14 protein-coding genes are annotated in these 14,170 nt (G+C 59.6%); 6 read left to right on the top strand and 8 right to left on the bottom strand.

Annotation, left to right across the window (positions count from 1 at the left end; all coding sequences use genetic code 11):
- Positions 1 to 91: 91 nt before the first annotated feature.
- Positions 92 to 1,480 (bottom strand): N-acetylmuramoyl-L-alanine amidase, encoded by a 1,389-nt coding sequence (locus tag VIN96_RS13780; RefSeq protein WP_331896862.1) that lies wholly within the window; start codon positions 1,478 to 1,480, stop codon positions 92 to 94.
- A 529-nt stretch (positions 1,481 to 2,009) separates the two neighbouring features.
- Here VIN96_RS13780 and VIN96_RS13785 point away from each other — a divergent pair.
- Positions 2,010 to 4,727 (top strand): ribonuclease E/G, encoded by a 2,718-nt coding sequence (locus tag VIN96_RS13785; RefSeq protein WP_331896864.1) that lies wholly within the window; start codon positions 2,010 to 2,012, stop codon positions 4,725 to 4,727.
- Between the two features lie 85 nt (positions 4,728 to 4,812).
- Here VIN96_RS13785 and VIN96_RS13790 read toward each other — a convergent pair whose 3' ends face one another.
- Both VIN96_RS13790 and VIN96_RS13795 read right to left on the bottom strand, forming a co-directional pair.
- A complete protein-coding gene (locus VIN96_RS13790) occupies positions 4,813 to 5,967 on the bottom strand; it encodes a pyridoxal phosphate-dependent aminotransferase (protein WP_331896866.1) in 1,155 nt (384 codons plus the stop codon).
- A gap of 14 nt (positions 5,968 to 5,981) precedes the next feature.
- A complete protein-coding gene (locus tag VIN96_RS13795) occupies positions 5,982 to 7,676 on the bottom strand; it encodes a gamma-glutamyltransferase (RefSeq protein WP_331896868.1) in 1,695 nt (564 codons plus the stop codon).
- Here VIN96_RS13795 and VIN96_RS13800 point away from each other — a divergent pair.
- The 3 genes from VIN96_RS13800 to VIN96_RS13810 all read left to right on the top strand — a co-directional run bounded on the left by VIN96_RS13800 (position 7,645) and on the right by VIN96_RS13810 (position 10,692).
- A complete protein-coding gene (locus VIN96_RS13800; RefSeq protein ID WP_331896870.1) occupies positions 7,645 to 9,120 on the top strand; it encodes a M48 family metalloprotease in 1,476 nt (491 codons plus the stop codon). The two genes, VIN96_RS13795 and VIN96_RS13800, sit on opposite strands and share 32 nt — an antisense overlap.
- Positions 9,121 to 9,124: 4 nt before the next feature.
- Positions 9,125 to 9,865, top strand: a complete 741-nt coding sequence (locus VIN96_RS13805) for a hypothetical protein (protein WP_331896872.1) — start codon at positions 9,125 to 9,127, stop codon at positions 9,863 to 9,865.
- 71 nt (positions 9,866 to 9,936) lie between these two features.
- Positions 9,937 to 10,692 carry a DsbA family protein gene (locus tag VIN96_RS13810; RefSeq protein ID WP_331896874.1) on the top strand — a complete coding sequence of 252 codons (756 nt, stop codon included), beginning with the start codon at positions 9,937 to 9,939 and terminating at the stop codon, positions 10,690 to 10,692.
- A 74-nt stretch (positions 10,693 to 10,766) separates the two neighbouring features.
- Here the strand turns inward: VIN96_RS13810 and VIN96_RS13815 are convergent, their stop codons facing one another.
- Positions 10,767 to 11,579: an EipB family protein gene (locus tag VIN96_RS13815; protein WP_331896876.1), complete on the bottom strand. Its 813-nt coding sequence runs from the start codon at positions 11,577 to 11,579 to the stop codon at positions 10,767 to 10,769.
- Positions 11,580 to 11,730: 151 nt separating this feature from the next.
- Here VIN96_RS13815 and VIN96_RS13820 point away from each other — a divergent pair, with 151 nt between their 5' ends.
- Entirely contained in the window at positions 11,731 to 12,015 is a 285-nt protein-coding gene (locus VIN96_RS13820; RefSeq protein ID WP_331896877.1) for a DUF6489 family protein, read from the top strand.
- A gap of 4 nt (positions 12,016 to 12,019) precedes the next feature.
- On the opposite strand, the gene arfB is transcribed toward VIN96_RS13820, so the two are convergent.
- The 3 genes from arfB to VIN96_RS13835 all read right to left on the bottom strand — a co-directional run bounded on the left by arfB (position 12,020) and on the right by VIN96_RS13835 (position 13,152).
- Positions 12,020 to 12,448, bottom strand: a complete 429-nt coding sequence (gene arfB, locus VIN96_RS13825) for an alternative ribosome rescue aminoacyl-tRNA hydrolase ArfB (RefSeq protein WP_331896878.1) — start codon at positions 12,446 to 12,448, stop codon at positions 12,020 to 12,022.
- A gap of 37 nt (positions 12,449 to 12,485) precedes the next feature.
- Entirely contained in the window at positions 12,486 to 12,710 is a 225-nt protein-coding gene (locus VIN96_RS13830) for a DUF3126 family protein (RefSeq protein ID WP_331896879.1), read from the bottom strand.
- A 76-nt stretch (positions 12,711 to 12,786) separates the two neighbouring features.
- A complete protein-coding gene (locus VIN96_RS13835; protein ID WP_331896881.1) occupies positions 12,787 to 13,152 on the bottom strand; it encodes a hypothetical protein in 366 nt (121 codons plus the stop codon).
- A 97-nt stretch (positions 13,153 to 13,249) separates the two neighbouring features.
- Between VIN96_RS13835 and VIN96_RS13840 the strand changes: the two genes are divergently transcribed.
- Positions 13,250 to 13,615 carry a response regulator transcription factor gene (locus VIN96_RS13840; RefSeq protein ID WP_331896883.1) on the top strand — a complete coding sequence of 122 codons (366 nt, stop codon included), beginning with the start codon at positions 13,250 to 13,252 and terminating at the stop codon, positions 13,613 to 13,615.
- A 17-nt stretch (positions 13,616 to 13,632) separates the two neighbouring features.
- Here the strand turns inward: VIN96_RS13840 and VIN96_RS13845 are convergent, their stop codons facing one another.
- Positions 13,633 to 14,169, bottom strand: coding sequence for a hypothetical protein (locus tag VIN96_RS13845; protein WP_331896884.1), 537 nt, complete (start codon positions 14,167 to 14,169; stop codon positions 13,633 to 13,635).
- Position 14,170 lies beyond the last annotated feature (1 nt).

The following is a 14,170-nucleotide window of genomic DNA, read 5'->3' on the forward strand; positions in this document are numbered from 1 at the left end:
CAATACGCCGATAATATGGCTTCCATATGATGATCAATGCGCCCTTCCGGCAAGGCGAAAGGCGGAAGTTCATCAAAAATAACGAGAAAAATTAGTGCGAGCGCGCTTCTTGCGTGCCGGTGAAGTGACGATCGATGCCCTTGACCATGGCTTCGGCCATTTTGCGCCGGTACTCGCGGTTGAGCAAATTGCGCTCATCCTGACGATTGGACAAGAAACCCGCTTCGACCAGTACGGAAGGCATATCCGGCGCCTTCAACACCGCAAAGCCCGCGAACCGGTGTGTGTTGGGCAGCAACTTGACCTCGCGGCGCAGCTCGCCGACCAGTTCCTGAGCAAACCGCGCGGACTGGTTCATGGTTTCGCGTTGGGCCAGGTCCAACAAGATATTGGTGACCTCCCGGCTTTCGGTGGACAGGTCGATCCCGGCGATCAGATCGGCCTTGTTTTCCTTGGCCGCCAGCTTCGCGGCTTCTTTATCCGAAGCGTTTTCGGACAAAGTGTAAACGGAAAGTCCTCGCGTTTTGCGGTTGGGCACCGAGTCGGCGTGAATCGAAATGAACAGTTCCGCCCCAGCATCGCGGGCCACTTGAACCCGGTCGCGCAACCGTAAAAAGATATCGCGATCGCGCGTCAGCACCACTTTGTAGCGCCCGGTGGCTTCCAAGGCCTTGCGTAAATCGCGCGCCAGCGCCAGCGTGACGTTCTTTTCATAGGTCTTGCCGATGCCGATGGTGCCGGGGTCGACGCCGCCATGACCGGCATCGACGGCGATGATGCGCTTGCCGGGAATCGAAGGCTTGCGCGGCGGCAGCAGCGCGGCTGTCGTTTGCGGCGCGGGCGGCGTCACGGCGGGCAAGACGATCGCGGGCGGGCTGTCAGGCGTCACCTTGGCGACCAATTCGTCGAGACTTTTGCGCGCCTTGGCGCGCTGCGCGGCCAGCGCCTCGAGGAATTCGGTCTCGGTCGTCGGCGCCAAATCCAACACAAATCGCCACGGACCGCCGTTGACGGGCTTGAGCATGAAGCTGTTTTGCACGTTCACCGGCGCTTTGACGTCCAGCACCATGCGAGACGTGCCGGGCGAAAACAGGCCGTAGCGCATGCGGCTCAGCAAGCCCTTGTTTTCGGCCATGTGTTGATTGTCGAACTTCCAATCGACTTCCGGCAGGTTGACCACCACGCGGTAAGGGTCGGGCAGGGTAAAAACCTCGAATTTCAAGGAACGGTCGACATCCAAGACGATCCGCGTGCGTTCGCCGTGCTGGCCGATGCGCACGTCCGACACCTGTGCCGAGGCAGGCATGGTCGGAAGCTGCGCCGCGTTCACGGGCTCAGGCGCCAAGACGTTGGCCACCGCCAAGACCGATGCAATCAACGCAAAGCCCGTCAACAGCCACCGTTTTGGCCCGTTTATCCGTGCGCGAAGGCTCATCGGTTTGATCGGCTCCCGTTTGATTTTCTCGGCGACGATGGTCATTCTCGGTGCGCGCTTAGGCGTTTGGGCAAACTGAACCCGCCCAAACGCCTATGATCGTCGTTATTGGACGGCAATATAAATCAATAAGATGATTGTCTAATCAATTTACTACCGTTATCTTAACCCCGACTGGAAATAAATGGGTTAATTCCCGTTATGTATCCGGTTTTCGAAAGTTTTCCGCAAGCGCGGAAAGCGGAAGGCGGCCATTCCCTACTAATCCTCGCCGCCAAGAGGTTCCGCCAAAGGGCCCCTGTGTGCATTGACGCTCTGTCAACGTTACGCCGATTTCCCTTGGTTATCAGGAATACCCCCGCAGGACTGCGCTTGCTATTGATTGAAGGTTTCAACCCTATGCTTGCCAGCAGCGCGCAAGCCGCAATGACACTGTTCCCTGCCGTCTCGACGACGGTGGACGTGTTTGCATGCGCGCCTGGCGGCAATCAAAATAGCGCGCCCACCAATCCCTCACGCTCAGGCTCTGCCCTCGGCGTGCGCGCTAATGGGCGCCATTGGAGTTCCAATTTAAATGACCAAACGCATGCTTATCGATGCGACCCACCCGGAAGAGACCCGGGTCGCGCTCGTGGACGGAAATCAGCTTGAAGATTTCGACGTAGAGGTATCTTCCAGAAGGCAATTAAAGGGTAACATCTATCTCGCTAAAGTCGTCCGTGTGGAGCCGTCGCTCCAAGCGGCTTTTGTCGATTATGGTGGAAACCGCCACGGATTCCTGGCCTTTAGTGAAATACATCCCGACTATTATCAAATTCCGGTTGCCGACCGCGAAGAGGCCGAGGCTCATCACGCCGCCGAAGAAGCCGTCCATGAGGACGCGCCCGAACACGTCGATGCCGACGCCACACCAGCTGGCGATGAAGACGATCATGGCGAAGACGTCGATCCGGGTGAGAACGCTGAAAACGGCGAGCTCGACATCGAACCTGAAAACGGCAACGGCGGCTCCGTCGAAACCGTGGGCGGGGACGAAACCGACGAGGTCGGCGAAACCCATCACCGTCGCCAACCCAGCGCCAAGCAATACAAGATCCAAGAGGTCATCAAACGCCGTCAGGTGTTGCTGATCCAGGTCGTCAAGGAAGAACGTGGCAACAAGGGCGCGGCGTTGACCACCTATATGTCGTTGGCCGGACGGTATTGCGTGCTGATGCCCAACACCGCGCGCGGGGGCGGCATTTCGCGCAAAATCACCAACTCCGCCGACCGTAAGTCGCTGAAAGCGATCTTGTCGAGCCTCGACGTGCCCCACGGCATGGCCGTGATCCTGCGCACGGCAGGCATCGGCCGCACCAAGGCCGAAATCAAGCGCGATTTCGAATACCTGATCCGTCTGTGGAACAACGTGCGCGATTTGACGCTGCAATCGACCGCGCCGACGCTGGTGCACGAAGAAGGCGACATCGTGCGCCGCTCGATCCGCGATCTGTATTCGCGCGACATCGAAGACATCCAGGTCGAAGGCGAAGAAGCCTATCGTGCCGCCAAGGAATTCATGAAGCTGCTGATCCCCAGCCACGCGCGCCGGGTCAAGCTGTACAAAGAAACCTCCGCACCGCTGTTTCGCAGCGCCGGAGTCGAAAATCAGTTGGATGCGATCCACAACCCGGTCGTGCACTTGCCGTCCGGCGGCTATCTGGTGATCAACCCGACCGAGGCGTTGGTTTCCATCGACGTCAACTCGGGCCGCTCCACCAAGGAACGCAACATCGAGGAAACGGCGGTCAAGACCAACCTCGAAGCCGCCGACGAAGTCGCGCGCCAGCTGCGCCTGCGCGATTTGGCCGGTCTGGTGGTCATCGATTTCATCGACATGGACGTCAACCGCAACAATTCCCAGGTCGAACGGCGCATGAAAGAAGCGCTCAAGCATGACCGCGCGCGCATCCAGGTGGGCCGCATCAGCCCGTTCGGCTTGCTGGAAATGTCGCGCCAGCGCCTGCGCCCCAGCCTGATCGAAACCTCGTCCGAGCCCTGCCCGCACTGCGGCGGCACCGGCATTCGCCGTTCCACCGAAAGCACCGCGCTGGTGGTGCTGCGCGCCATCGACGAGGAAGGCGCCAATCGCCGCGCCGCGGAACTGACCGTGCACGTGCCGACTTCGGTGGCGCTGTACATTCTCAACCACAAACGCGATGCCTTGGCCGAACTGGAAGCCAAATACGGCATGCAGGTGATGCTGACCAACGACGATTCGCTGGTCCCGCCTGACCTGCGCTTGGAACGCACCAAGAATCAGAACGGCGAAACCATCTCCGAAATGGTTGCCAACGTGCGCCCCGATGTGGCTGAGGACGCCGGACGCAAACGCAAACGCCGACGCCGTGGCCGCAAACGCGACGACATGGACGGACTGGATACCCAATACGACGCCGCCGACGCCGCCGAAGACGAAATCGAGGCCGGCGACGAAGAAACGGTCGAAACCGCTGAAACCGCCGAGACCGGCGAAGAAGGCAAAAGCAAACGCCGCCGCCGTTCGCGTCGCGGTGGTCGTCGCCGTCGCAAATCCATCGATGCCGCCACTGAGGCCGCTGAAGGTGCCGAACCCGGTGACACAACGGACGAGGCTGGCGACAGTGAAACCGTTTCCGGCGCGGACGAAGACAACCTTGAGACCGCAGCCATGGCCAGCGGTGAAGAACGTCCCAAACGCCGCCGTTCCCGCCGTCGCCGCAAACCCGCTGGTGCAGAGACGGGCGAACCCGCCAACAGCAACGACGAAACCGCTGAGGACGTGGCCATCGCTGCCGACGAAACTGTGAGTGATGCCGTTGAGGGCGAAGTTTCCGAAGGCGGCGAAGAAAAGCCCAAGCGCCGTCGTCGTTCGCGCCGCAAGCCCGCCGCAGCCGAAGCCGCTGCGGACACCGCAGTCGCCGATGATGCAACCGAAGCCGTCGCAGACGACGTTCAAGCGGACGCCCAGGCGGAAGATGACACGGACAAACCCAAACGCCGTTCGCGCGCCCGCAAAAAGCCCGAGCCGGCAGTCGAGGCCGAAACTGTTGTCGAAGCTGAAGCTGAGACCGAAGTCGCTGCCGAAACCGAACCGCAGGTCACAGCCCCGGAACCCGCTGTCGCGGAACCCGCCGCTGAAGAACCTGCCGCCGAAGAATCTGCAGCAGCAGAGCCCTTGGCCCCCGCGCCGGTCCCCGGCGTGGAAACCGTGGTGGTCGGCGAAGTGGCTGAGAAACCCAAACGCAAAGGCTGGTGGAACCTCGGCGGCTAACGCCTTCCACCTTTCCGAAAACAAAAAGGCGCGGACCTGGGTCCGCGCCTTTTTATATGCTCGATTTATATACTCGATGGCTGGCTCAAAGGGTTTGGCGAAACACTTTCAGCCGTTTCGCCGCTTCGGCCATGTCTTCGGTGCTGCCGGCGAACGAGAACCTGACGAACTGGTGGCCGCGTTGCGGGTCGAAATCGACCCCGGGGGTCACCGCGACGCCGGTTTGGGCCAAAATCTGCTGGCAAAAGGCTTGGCTGTCATCGGTCAGGTGTGCGACGTCAGCGTAGACGTAGAAGGCCCCTTGGGCATGGCTGAGCTTGTCGAAGCCGGCCTTGGGCAACTCATCCAGCAACAGGTCGCGGTTGGCCTTGTAGCGCGCCACGTTGGCGTCGAGTTCGGCTTGGCAATCGAACGCGCTGATCGCCGCCATCTGCGACAAGGTCGGCGCAGATATAAACAGGTTTTGCGCCAAGCATTCGACCGAGCGCGCCAAGCTTTCGGGAAACACCAGCCAACCCAGTCGCCAGCCTGTCATCGAATAGTATTTCGAAAAGCTGTTGACGACGAAGCACTCGTCATCGAACTCGGCCATGGTGTGGGCCGGTTCTTCGAAGGTAATGCCGTGATAAATTTCGTCCGACACCACCCGCATGCCGCGTGCGCGGCAATACGCCGCCAAGGCCTGCAATCCATCACGGTCGATCATGGTGCCTGTGGGATTGGATGGCGAGGCGATGATGAGACCGTCCAAGCGTCCGTCCACTTGGTCGAGCAGATCCGGGGTTGGCTGAAAATCCGTGTCAGGCCCGGTGAGGATGTCCACCACTTCGATATCGAGCGCGGTCAAGATGTTGCGATACGCCGGATAGCCGGGGCTCGCCAGCGCCACCCGGTCGCCGGCATCGAACGCAGACAAAAAAGCCAACAAAAATCCGCCGCTTGATCCGGTGGTCACGGCGATGCGCGCTGGATCGACATCTACTCCATACGTGTTGCGGTATTGCGCCGCGATGCGGTCTTTCAGGGGCGGCACGCCGAACGCGTCGGTGTAGCCCAAGAGTTCACGGTCCAAAGCATCGCGGGCGGCTTGCAGAACCTTCGACGGAGCGGCGGTGGACGGTTGGCCGACCTCCATATGCAAGATGTCTTCGCCTTGAGCTTCGCGCGCGTTGGCGGCACGCATCACGTCCATCACGATGAACGGCGAGATCGCACCGCGCTTGGCGGCTTTCAGGGTCATCGTCTTGCTCCGCTTTACAGCATCGACCCGGCGGCGAGCCCCGCGCCACGCGGATCGGTCGCCATCTGGCACGTCAACGGTTGGGTCGGCAGCCCGTCGGGACAATACAGCACGTTCACTTGGCCGAGCGACGGGATTTGCGACAAATTGTGCCCCGCCGTCGCCAAACGGCTTTGCGCGGCCGGATCCAAGGTCGGTTCGATATAGGTCACATCGGGGTCACCGCCGTTGTGCACGCGCGGCGCATTGACCGCCTCTTTGGCGGTTTGGCCCGCTTCAGCGATGCGTGCGACCACACCAGCCAGCGCACCCGGTGCAACGACGCCACCGCTGGCTGCTGCGGCCATACGAAATTCCTTGGTCGGTTCATTGATCAGCAACATTGGCGCCAAACCGGTCGGCCCACGCCCGCTGTCATCGGGAGCCGCGGCCAACAACACGCCGGTGCCCGCAACGACGCGTCCGGTGCCGAAGCTGGCGTTCATGCTCACCGAGCACGCCACCGCATTGCCTTGCGCATCCGCAGCCACGAACGAGGTCGCCGCCGGGCTTTCGTGACGGTTGACCGGACGCGGACTCAAGTTTGCCAAAGGCGTTTTGCGGTCCGCTTGAACCTTGCCACTCAGCGCCGCGATCCGTCCAGATTCCGCCAGCGCCCCAACGTCTTTGGCGGTAATCCAGGTTTCGCGATCCGCGAACGCATGCGCGCCGATTTCCGCCAACAGATGGGCGCGTGTGCCCTCGTCGCCGCCATCGAACTGGCCCTGTTCGATCAACATCGCCAGCATCACCGCCGCTTGGCTGGAGGCTACGGCTGGCGGCGGGGCGAAGTGGGCGACTTCATTGCCGACCTTAACGCGCACCGTTTTACGCCATTCGGGGCGGAAATCTCGCAGTTCTTCGATGGTCAATGAGCCACCTGCACGTTGGGTGCTTTCGACGAAATGGGTGGCGAACGGCCCGGTGTAAAACGGCCCTACCCCCCGCGCACGCAACATGCCCAGGGTTCCAGCCAGATCCAGTTGTTCGATTTTTTCGCCTTCAACGGCAACGCCCGAACCCGTTCTGGACGCATACATGGCCTGCGCACCCGGATCGGCCAACACCGCCGGACCGATGGCGGCCAAATCGCGCGCAAACGCACGCGACGTGGGATGGCCAAAGCGGGCGAAATTTTCCGCGGGGGTGATGACTTGACGCCACAACAACCGGCCGTGGCGCGCTTGCAAAGCAAAGAAGCCGCGCGGGTTCGCGGGGACGGCGCTCGGCCGGTCTGCCCCGGCGGGAATCGCTTTTGGGCCTGTGGCGGTGAAATCGAGAACCTCGGTCACGCCGCTGGCGCGGTCGAAAGCCACGCACATGCCGCCGCCGCCCAGCCCGGCACGCGACGGCAAGGTCACCGCCATGGTGAAGTACATCGCCGACACCGCATCCGCCGCCGTGCCGCCGGACGACAGAATGTCCCGCCCGACCAGCGCGGCGCGCGGTTCGTCTGCCACAACTCCGCCTAAAAAGCCTGATACAAATCCGACTGAGCCTTTCTGCAACTGCTTTTCATTGGAGCCGCAGGCCGCCACACCAAGCGCCAGCGCCGCGACACTCAATTGACGGGTCAGGCTGCGGGTCTTAGGCTGCCAGAAAGACAGGTTCGTACGAACGGTCTCAGAGATTTTAAAAATGGTCTTGAATGTGTTGAAGCGACTGCTCACCCCGGTGTCCTTTGTTATCTTGTTCCGCCGAAAGGCGGTGTCTCAAGGGGTGCAGCGCGTCGATCGCTTTCATTCCCCAATGCGGCGTTTATGTTCGGTCGCCTTAATCGTGGCGTTGGCCTGGATGATGCCCAATTCGACCGCCTTTGCGCAAGGGGGTCAAACCATCATTCGCGATGCCGAGATCGAAGGTATCATCCGAGCCTATTCGACACCACTGTTCGTCGCCGCCGGGCTGGACCCCAAAAGCGTCAATATCCGTCTTATTCAAGACTCCACCCTCAATGCGTTCGTCGCGGGTGGACGCAACATCTTCATCCACACCGGCCTGTTGCTGGCCAGCAAGGATCCCAACGCGTTGATCGGCGTCATCGCTCACGAAACCGGCCACATCGAAGGCGGCCACCTAAGCCGCACCCGTAACGCCATCGAAGGCGCGTCGATGGTGCAGTTGATCGGCACCCTGCTCGGCGTGGCGGCGGCGGTCGGCAGCGGCCGGTCGGACGTCGGTCAGGCGGTGATTATGGGCAGCCAATCCGCCGGCCAACGGATTTTCATGAAGTATTCGCAAACTCAAGAATCCGCTGCCGACCAAGCTGCAATGCGGCTTTTGGAGGAAACCGAGCGTTCCGCTCGGGGCCTGGAAGGCTTCCTCAGCCAGTTGGGCGATCAAGAAATTCTCAACCCGCGCCTGCAAGACCCCTATGCCCAGACCCATCCGCTGAGCCGCGAACGCATCGACACCTTGCGCGCCTATATCGCCACATCACCCTATTCGGACAAACCACCGTCCAATGAGGACGTCGAAGCCCACGCCATTATGGTGGCGAAACTCTTTGCGTTCATCAATCCGTTCATCCAAACGATGCGCAAATATCCCGAGACGGATCAAAGTTTTGCCGCCCGCTACGCACGTGTGATCGCCCATTACCGCAAACCCGACCTCAAGACCGCCCTGCCGCTCTTGGACGAACTGATCCACGAAATGCCGCGCAATCCGTTCTTGCTGGAACTCAAGGGGCAGATGCTGTTCGAACACGCTCGTCCCCAAGAAGCGCTGGAAGCATACCGTAAATCCTATGAACTGTTACCCGACGAACCGCTGATCATCATGGAACTGGCCCGCGTGGAGTTGGAGGTCGGCACCCCCGAGCTTATCGATCAATCGATCGAGCATCTATCCATCGCCCACCATCTCGGTGCGGCCAACGCCTTTTCGTGGCGGCAATTGGGCATTGCTTATGGGCGCAAGGGCGAGATGGGCTTGAGTTCTCTGGCGCTGGCGGAATCGGAATACCGTACCGGTCAGCTCGCCAACGCCCAGTATCATGCCGGACGCGCGGTTTCTCTTTTGAAAACCGGATCACGCGAACACCTTCAGGCCCAAGACCTGGAAGAAGCCATCAAAGTCGCCATGGCCCGACGCGCCGCAGCGAAGAAGTGACGTCATGAGGCCGTCTGGTGTTTTCAATCTGCTCATTCTCAGCGCGCTTGGCCTCGGCCTCGCCGCCTGCGCGACACCCACCAAAATCGCCGTGGTCCCCGATCAACCCAGCCCCGAAGGCCGCTTGACGGTGATGGGATCGTTGCGCAACTTCAGCCTCGACGCACCCCCTGCGGATTGGATCATATCCGGCGGCGGCAGCGCGCAATCTTCATCGTCTCTCTCAACTGTGATGCGCGATGGCGTGCCCGCCCTGGAACTCAAGAGCGGGCTGGAACGCATCATTGCGGTGCGCCAAGTGGACGCAATGATGCTGGCGACCCCGTTTCTCAGTTGGAACTGGCATCTCAGCAACCACGGCGAAGGCATCCACCCCATACGTCTGATCGTCGGATTTCACGGCGGGGCCGCCGCCCCCAACGTCGAACGCGCCTCTCAAGGTTTGGGGCTGCCGCCTCATGATCGCGCTTTGGCGCTGGTGTGGGGCGACACCGCGCTGCGCCGCGGATCACTGAGTCTGCCACCTGCCGACAAACCCTACGTGGCGCCGATCTATACCGTGCGCGGCGGGCGTGAAAACACCCGAAAATGGTGGCTGGAACATATCGACCTGTCGGAGCTTTACGCCAAGGCATGGCCGAACGACGATCGCACGTATACCCGCATCGCCTTTATCGGTTTGGCCTCGGCCCCGACAAGCATGCCGGTTCGCGGTCGGATATCGGGAATTTTATTGACACATTGAAGCCACGATCGTTCTCTACCCATAACGCAATGGCCCTGCACGTGGGGCGCAATCTTCATAGGGAGACTTACATGTCCTTTGTCAGGACCTTCATCATCGCCACCGCCATGGCGATCGGCGCGCCGCTTGGCGCTGCCCATGCCGATACACTCAGTGCGGCACAAAAAACGGAAGTCGAACAGGTGGTGCGCGCCTATCTTCTGAAAAATCCGGAAGTCATCGTCGAGGCGATCAACGAATTGCAACGCCGCGATGAAGCCGCTGCCGCTGAAAAACAGCGCATCGCCATGCAGGCGATGTCGGCCGACCTGACCGCCAGTCCCAACGATCCGGTCATGGGCAATCCTAATGGCGACGTCACGATGGTGGAATTCTTCGATTATCGCTGCGGGTTTTGCAAACGCGTTTTCGACGACGTGCAGACATTGATCAAAGAAGACGGCAACATCCGTTATGTGCTCAAAGAGTTCCCCATTCTGGGCGACGACAGCGTCTACGCATCACGCGCGGCACTGGCCGTATGGCTACATCAACGTGATAAATACCCCGCCCTTCACACCGCCTTGATGACCAGCAAAGGCGCGCTCAGCAACGACAAGGTGATGGAACTGGCCAAGGACGCCGGTATCGACACGCAAGCCTTGGCCGAACAGATGAACGACCCCGAAATCGGCAAAACAGTCAATGCCACCCATGCTCAGGCTCAGGCCTTGGGCATCACCGGAACGCCGGCGTTTATCATTGGCGACAATATCGCACCCGGTGCGATCCCGCTTGCATCGATGAAGAAGATGGTCGATGCGGCGCGCGGTAAGGCGACCAATTAATCGCTGCCATCCAAATGAAAACGGCGCGGTCCCTTGCGGTCCGCGCCGTTTTTTTGATCCACGATCTCGTGCGTTCAGCAGTCGGGTTTGGGCAGAATTTCCACCTTGGTCATGCCCATTTCGACGGTGAAATCACCGTAATCCAACATCCAGCGCACGGGAATTCCGTTATCGAGGTAATCGGCCTCGATTTCATAAAGCGGCTCGCCGGTCTGGCTCGCGGGATCGAAGTACGCCAAGCGAAAATTCCACCCCGGATGCGTCAAGGCTGCATCCTTGAAACGCGCCGCCATGGTTTGCGCGCGTGCTGACAAAGGGCTGACGAAGCTCACCAAAAGCTTCTCGCCTTCGACGTCGGTGCCTTCGAACACCGAATTTTCAAATTGCGACTTGCCGAGGGCGGCTTGATCGAGAATGTGGACCGTGTGTTCCATCGGGAACAAGGTACCCGCCGGTAAGGCGAAGGTCGCGGGCTCGGGTTTGGAAAACTGAGCCTCGCCGCCGTTTGGTGTCTTCGACATGCTCGCCGCGCCCAAAATGATGTCGCTATCGGTTTCGTCACCCATGACGGAGAAACGGTAGCGGGTTCCGTCGACGGATTCCCACGATGAAAAGTTCAAGCCCTGCGGCACGACATCACCGGTCGCGGTTTGCAGGTACATGGTGCCGGTTTGGTTGACCAGCCATCCATCGCAGGTTTGCTTGACGCCATAAGCGATTTGACCGCTGGCGGCTGAGACGTTCGAGCCGCGTTTGGCATCCGCCAGACGCACATCGTAGACCGCGCGGTAGGAAACCAAGTCCGCCGCCTGAACTGCGCCTGCAAAAACCACAATGGCGAGGGCGGAAGATGCGCATACGAAAGCGCCTTTAAGTAAACGAGACATCTGATACAGGCCTTGCTGTTGTCATTTTCATCAGCTTACGACGAGGTCGGGGCAAAAGAAAGGCAACAAGCCACATCGCCGCATTGCGCATTGCCCCTGCCTCCCCTAGGCTATCGGGACATGGAGTCCCGTTCGAACTGAGGAAATCATCATGAAGGTCACCATCAACGTTGAATGCACCCCCGAAGAAGCACGAACCTTTTTCGGGCTGCCCGATGTCCAGCCGCTACAAACTGCGATGATGGATGAAATGCAAAAACGGATGAAAGACGGTATGGCGTCCATGGACATGGAAAACCTGATGAAGATGTGGATGCCGGGCACCGCAGCAACCGCGATGCCGGGACTGGATCAGTTTCAGAAAATGTTTTGGGATTCGATGGCCGCGGCGACCGGCACCGCCAGCGGCAAAAAAGGCGGCTCGAAAAAATCCTGACGGCTTAATCCGTATCGCGCACGCGGACCCGGGCGCGGGTTTTCTTCACGTCGGCGCGCTTTTGTTTGCCTTCCAATCGGCGCTGCTTGGCAGCCATGGTCGGCCGCGTTGCGCGGCGTGGCTTGGGCGGTTGAGCGGCCTCCCGGATCAATGTCACAAGCCTTTCCAGCGCGTCGGCGCGATTTCGTTCGCGATTGCGAAAGCGCCGCGCCGAAATCACGATCACGCCGTCTTGGGTCATGCGCCGCCCCGCCAAAACTTTAAGTCGGCGAAACACCGCCTCACTCAAAGCCGGCGATTGCGCGGCGTTAAAGCGCAGCTGAACGGCGGTTTCGACTTTGTTGACGTTTTGGCCGCCAGGACCAGGGGCGCGGATGAAACGCTCTTCGATCTCGTCGTCGGACAAAATAATGGTGTCAGTCACGCAGATCATGGCGCAGACTCGCAAGTCTCTCCCGCGCTGGGTGAACTTACAGTTCCGGCAGCGGCGGAAGATCCATTTCCAAAATGCTCATGACGAAGGAATACGAAACTTCACCCTCGTCTTCGTCACGATGCAACACGCCGATGAATTCATCGCCGATATAGACCTCGATCGGCGCATCGGCCTTCATGGGCGGCGGCACGGCGATGCGGTTGTTGCTGAAGGCTTTGCGCAGATATTCCTGCACACGGGCGATTTCGGTGGTTCTCATAGCGTTCTCGTCATACTTGAAGGGTGAGAATCAACATTTAGCACAGCCGACGCGCTGACGCCATGGCTGTTGCCCATTAGTGGGGGGAGCCCCCCATGAACAGCACCTGCACCGTGATCGAAACGCTCAGCACGACGCCAAGCCCCACCATCACCCGCGCGGCCACGGCGAACGACTTGCCTTCCGCCAAGGTCAAAACCCGTCCCGCCGAACGCCAGATGCCGACAAACACGATGGTGAAATAGAGGTATAGAAAGCCGATCCAGCCCAACAGCGCCCAACCGATATGGTTGCTGGGAGCGTCGGGCAACGCCAGAAGCAAGGCAGAAAACAGGGCGATTTGGCCACCACCACCAAGCGCGCCCCACAACCAGAACGCTTTGGTGAGGCTGACATCGCCGTGAAACAGGGCGTTTGGGCCACGCCGTTCGCCGTTGATCACTTTAACTTCTCCATCCCTACTTTAATCCAACACCCAGATCACCTATCTATAGGTATGACAATCTTGGTAACAAATCCAAACATTACGAGAAAATCATATGGCAAACATTCTGGTCATTGATGACGACCCGGCTATCCGCGATCTGCTGACCATCCACATGGAAGATGCGGGACACACCGTTACGCATGCCGTAAACGGCCAAGACGGCATCGGTCAAGCTGGACGGTCACACCCAGATTTAATCATCCTCGACATCAACATGCCGGTGATGGATGGCACCCGTGTGCTACAGGCCTTGCGCGGCGCGCCTGAAACCTCAAAGGTTCCGGTCATCGCCCTGTCTGCAGTCGGAGGGACGCAAATGCGCGACGACATGCACCAGATGGGATGCGACGGTTTCGTCGATAAACCGATCAACTTTGACGTCTTGTGCGGCAAAATCAAAAAGCTGCTGGATCTCTAAGCCTCTGACGTCGGCGATCAGACAGGCGTAATCATGACGTCGTTCGCACGCATCAGGTCAAACATGTCCGCCAACGCCATATCGTGCTGTCGATAGCTGATCACCGCCAATATATTTGTAACCCGCGCGCCATCATCGGATAACGGCAACCGCACGACGTTCAAGAACGCGCCGAAGCCGTTGTGGGTGTCGGTGCCGTAGGCGGAAAACAACGGTATTTTATTTTTTTCAACGCGGAGAAATTCATCTTTGATGGATCGCGACAACGTCGAAACAGGCACATCGTCAGGCGTTTTGCCCGTCAATTCGACGTTGTGTACCGAGCGTAGCCCCGAACCGTAAAAGCGATATCGGAAATTGGGGCCTTTATCGTCCTCGAAGCAGTCAACCACCACTGTCGTCGGAACAAGTTGCAAGGGCAGTTGCAGCATATCGACCTCGCGCCATTTCGGCGCAATCCGGTCCCCTTTCAATCCCCGCCAATAATCAACCGCTTGGCGCAGATCCGTGGGCAGATCTTCATAGTCTATGGGCACATCGCGAACGTTGACCATC

Source organism: Magnetovibrio sp. (genome assembly GCF_036568125.1).
Taxonomy (GTDB): Bacteria; Pseudomonadota; Alphaproteobacteria; order Rhodospirillales; family Magnetovibrionaceae; genus Magnetovibrio.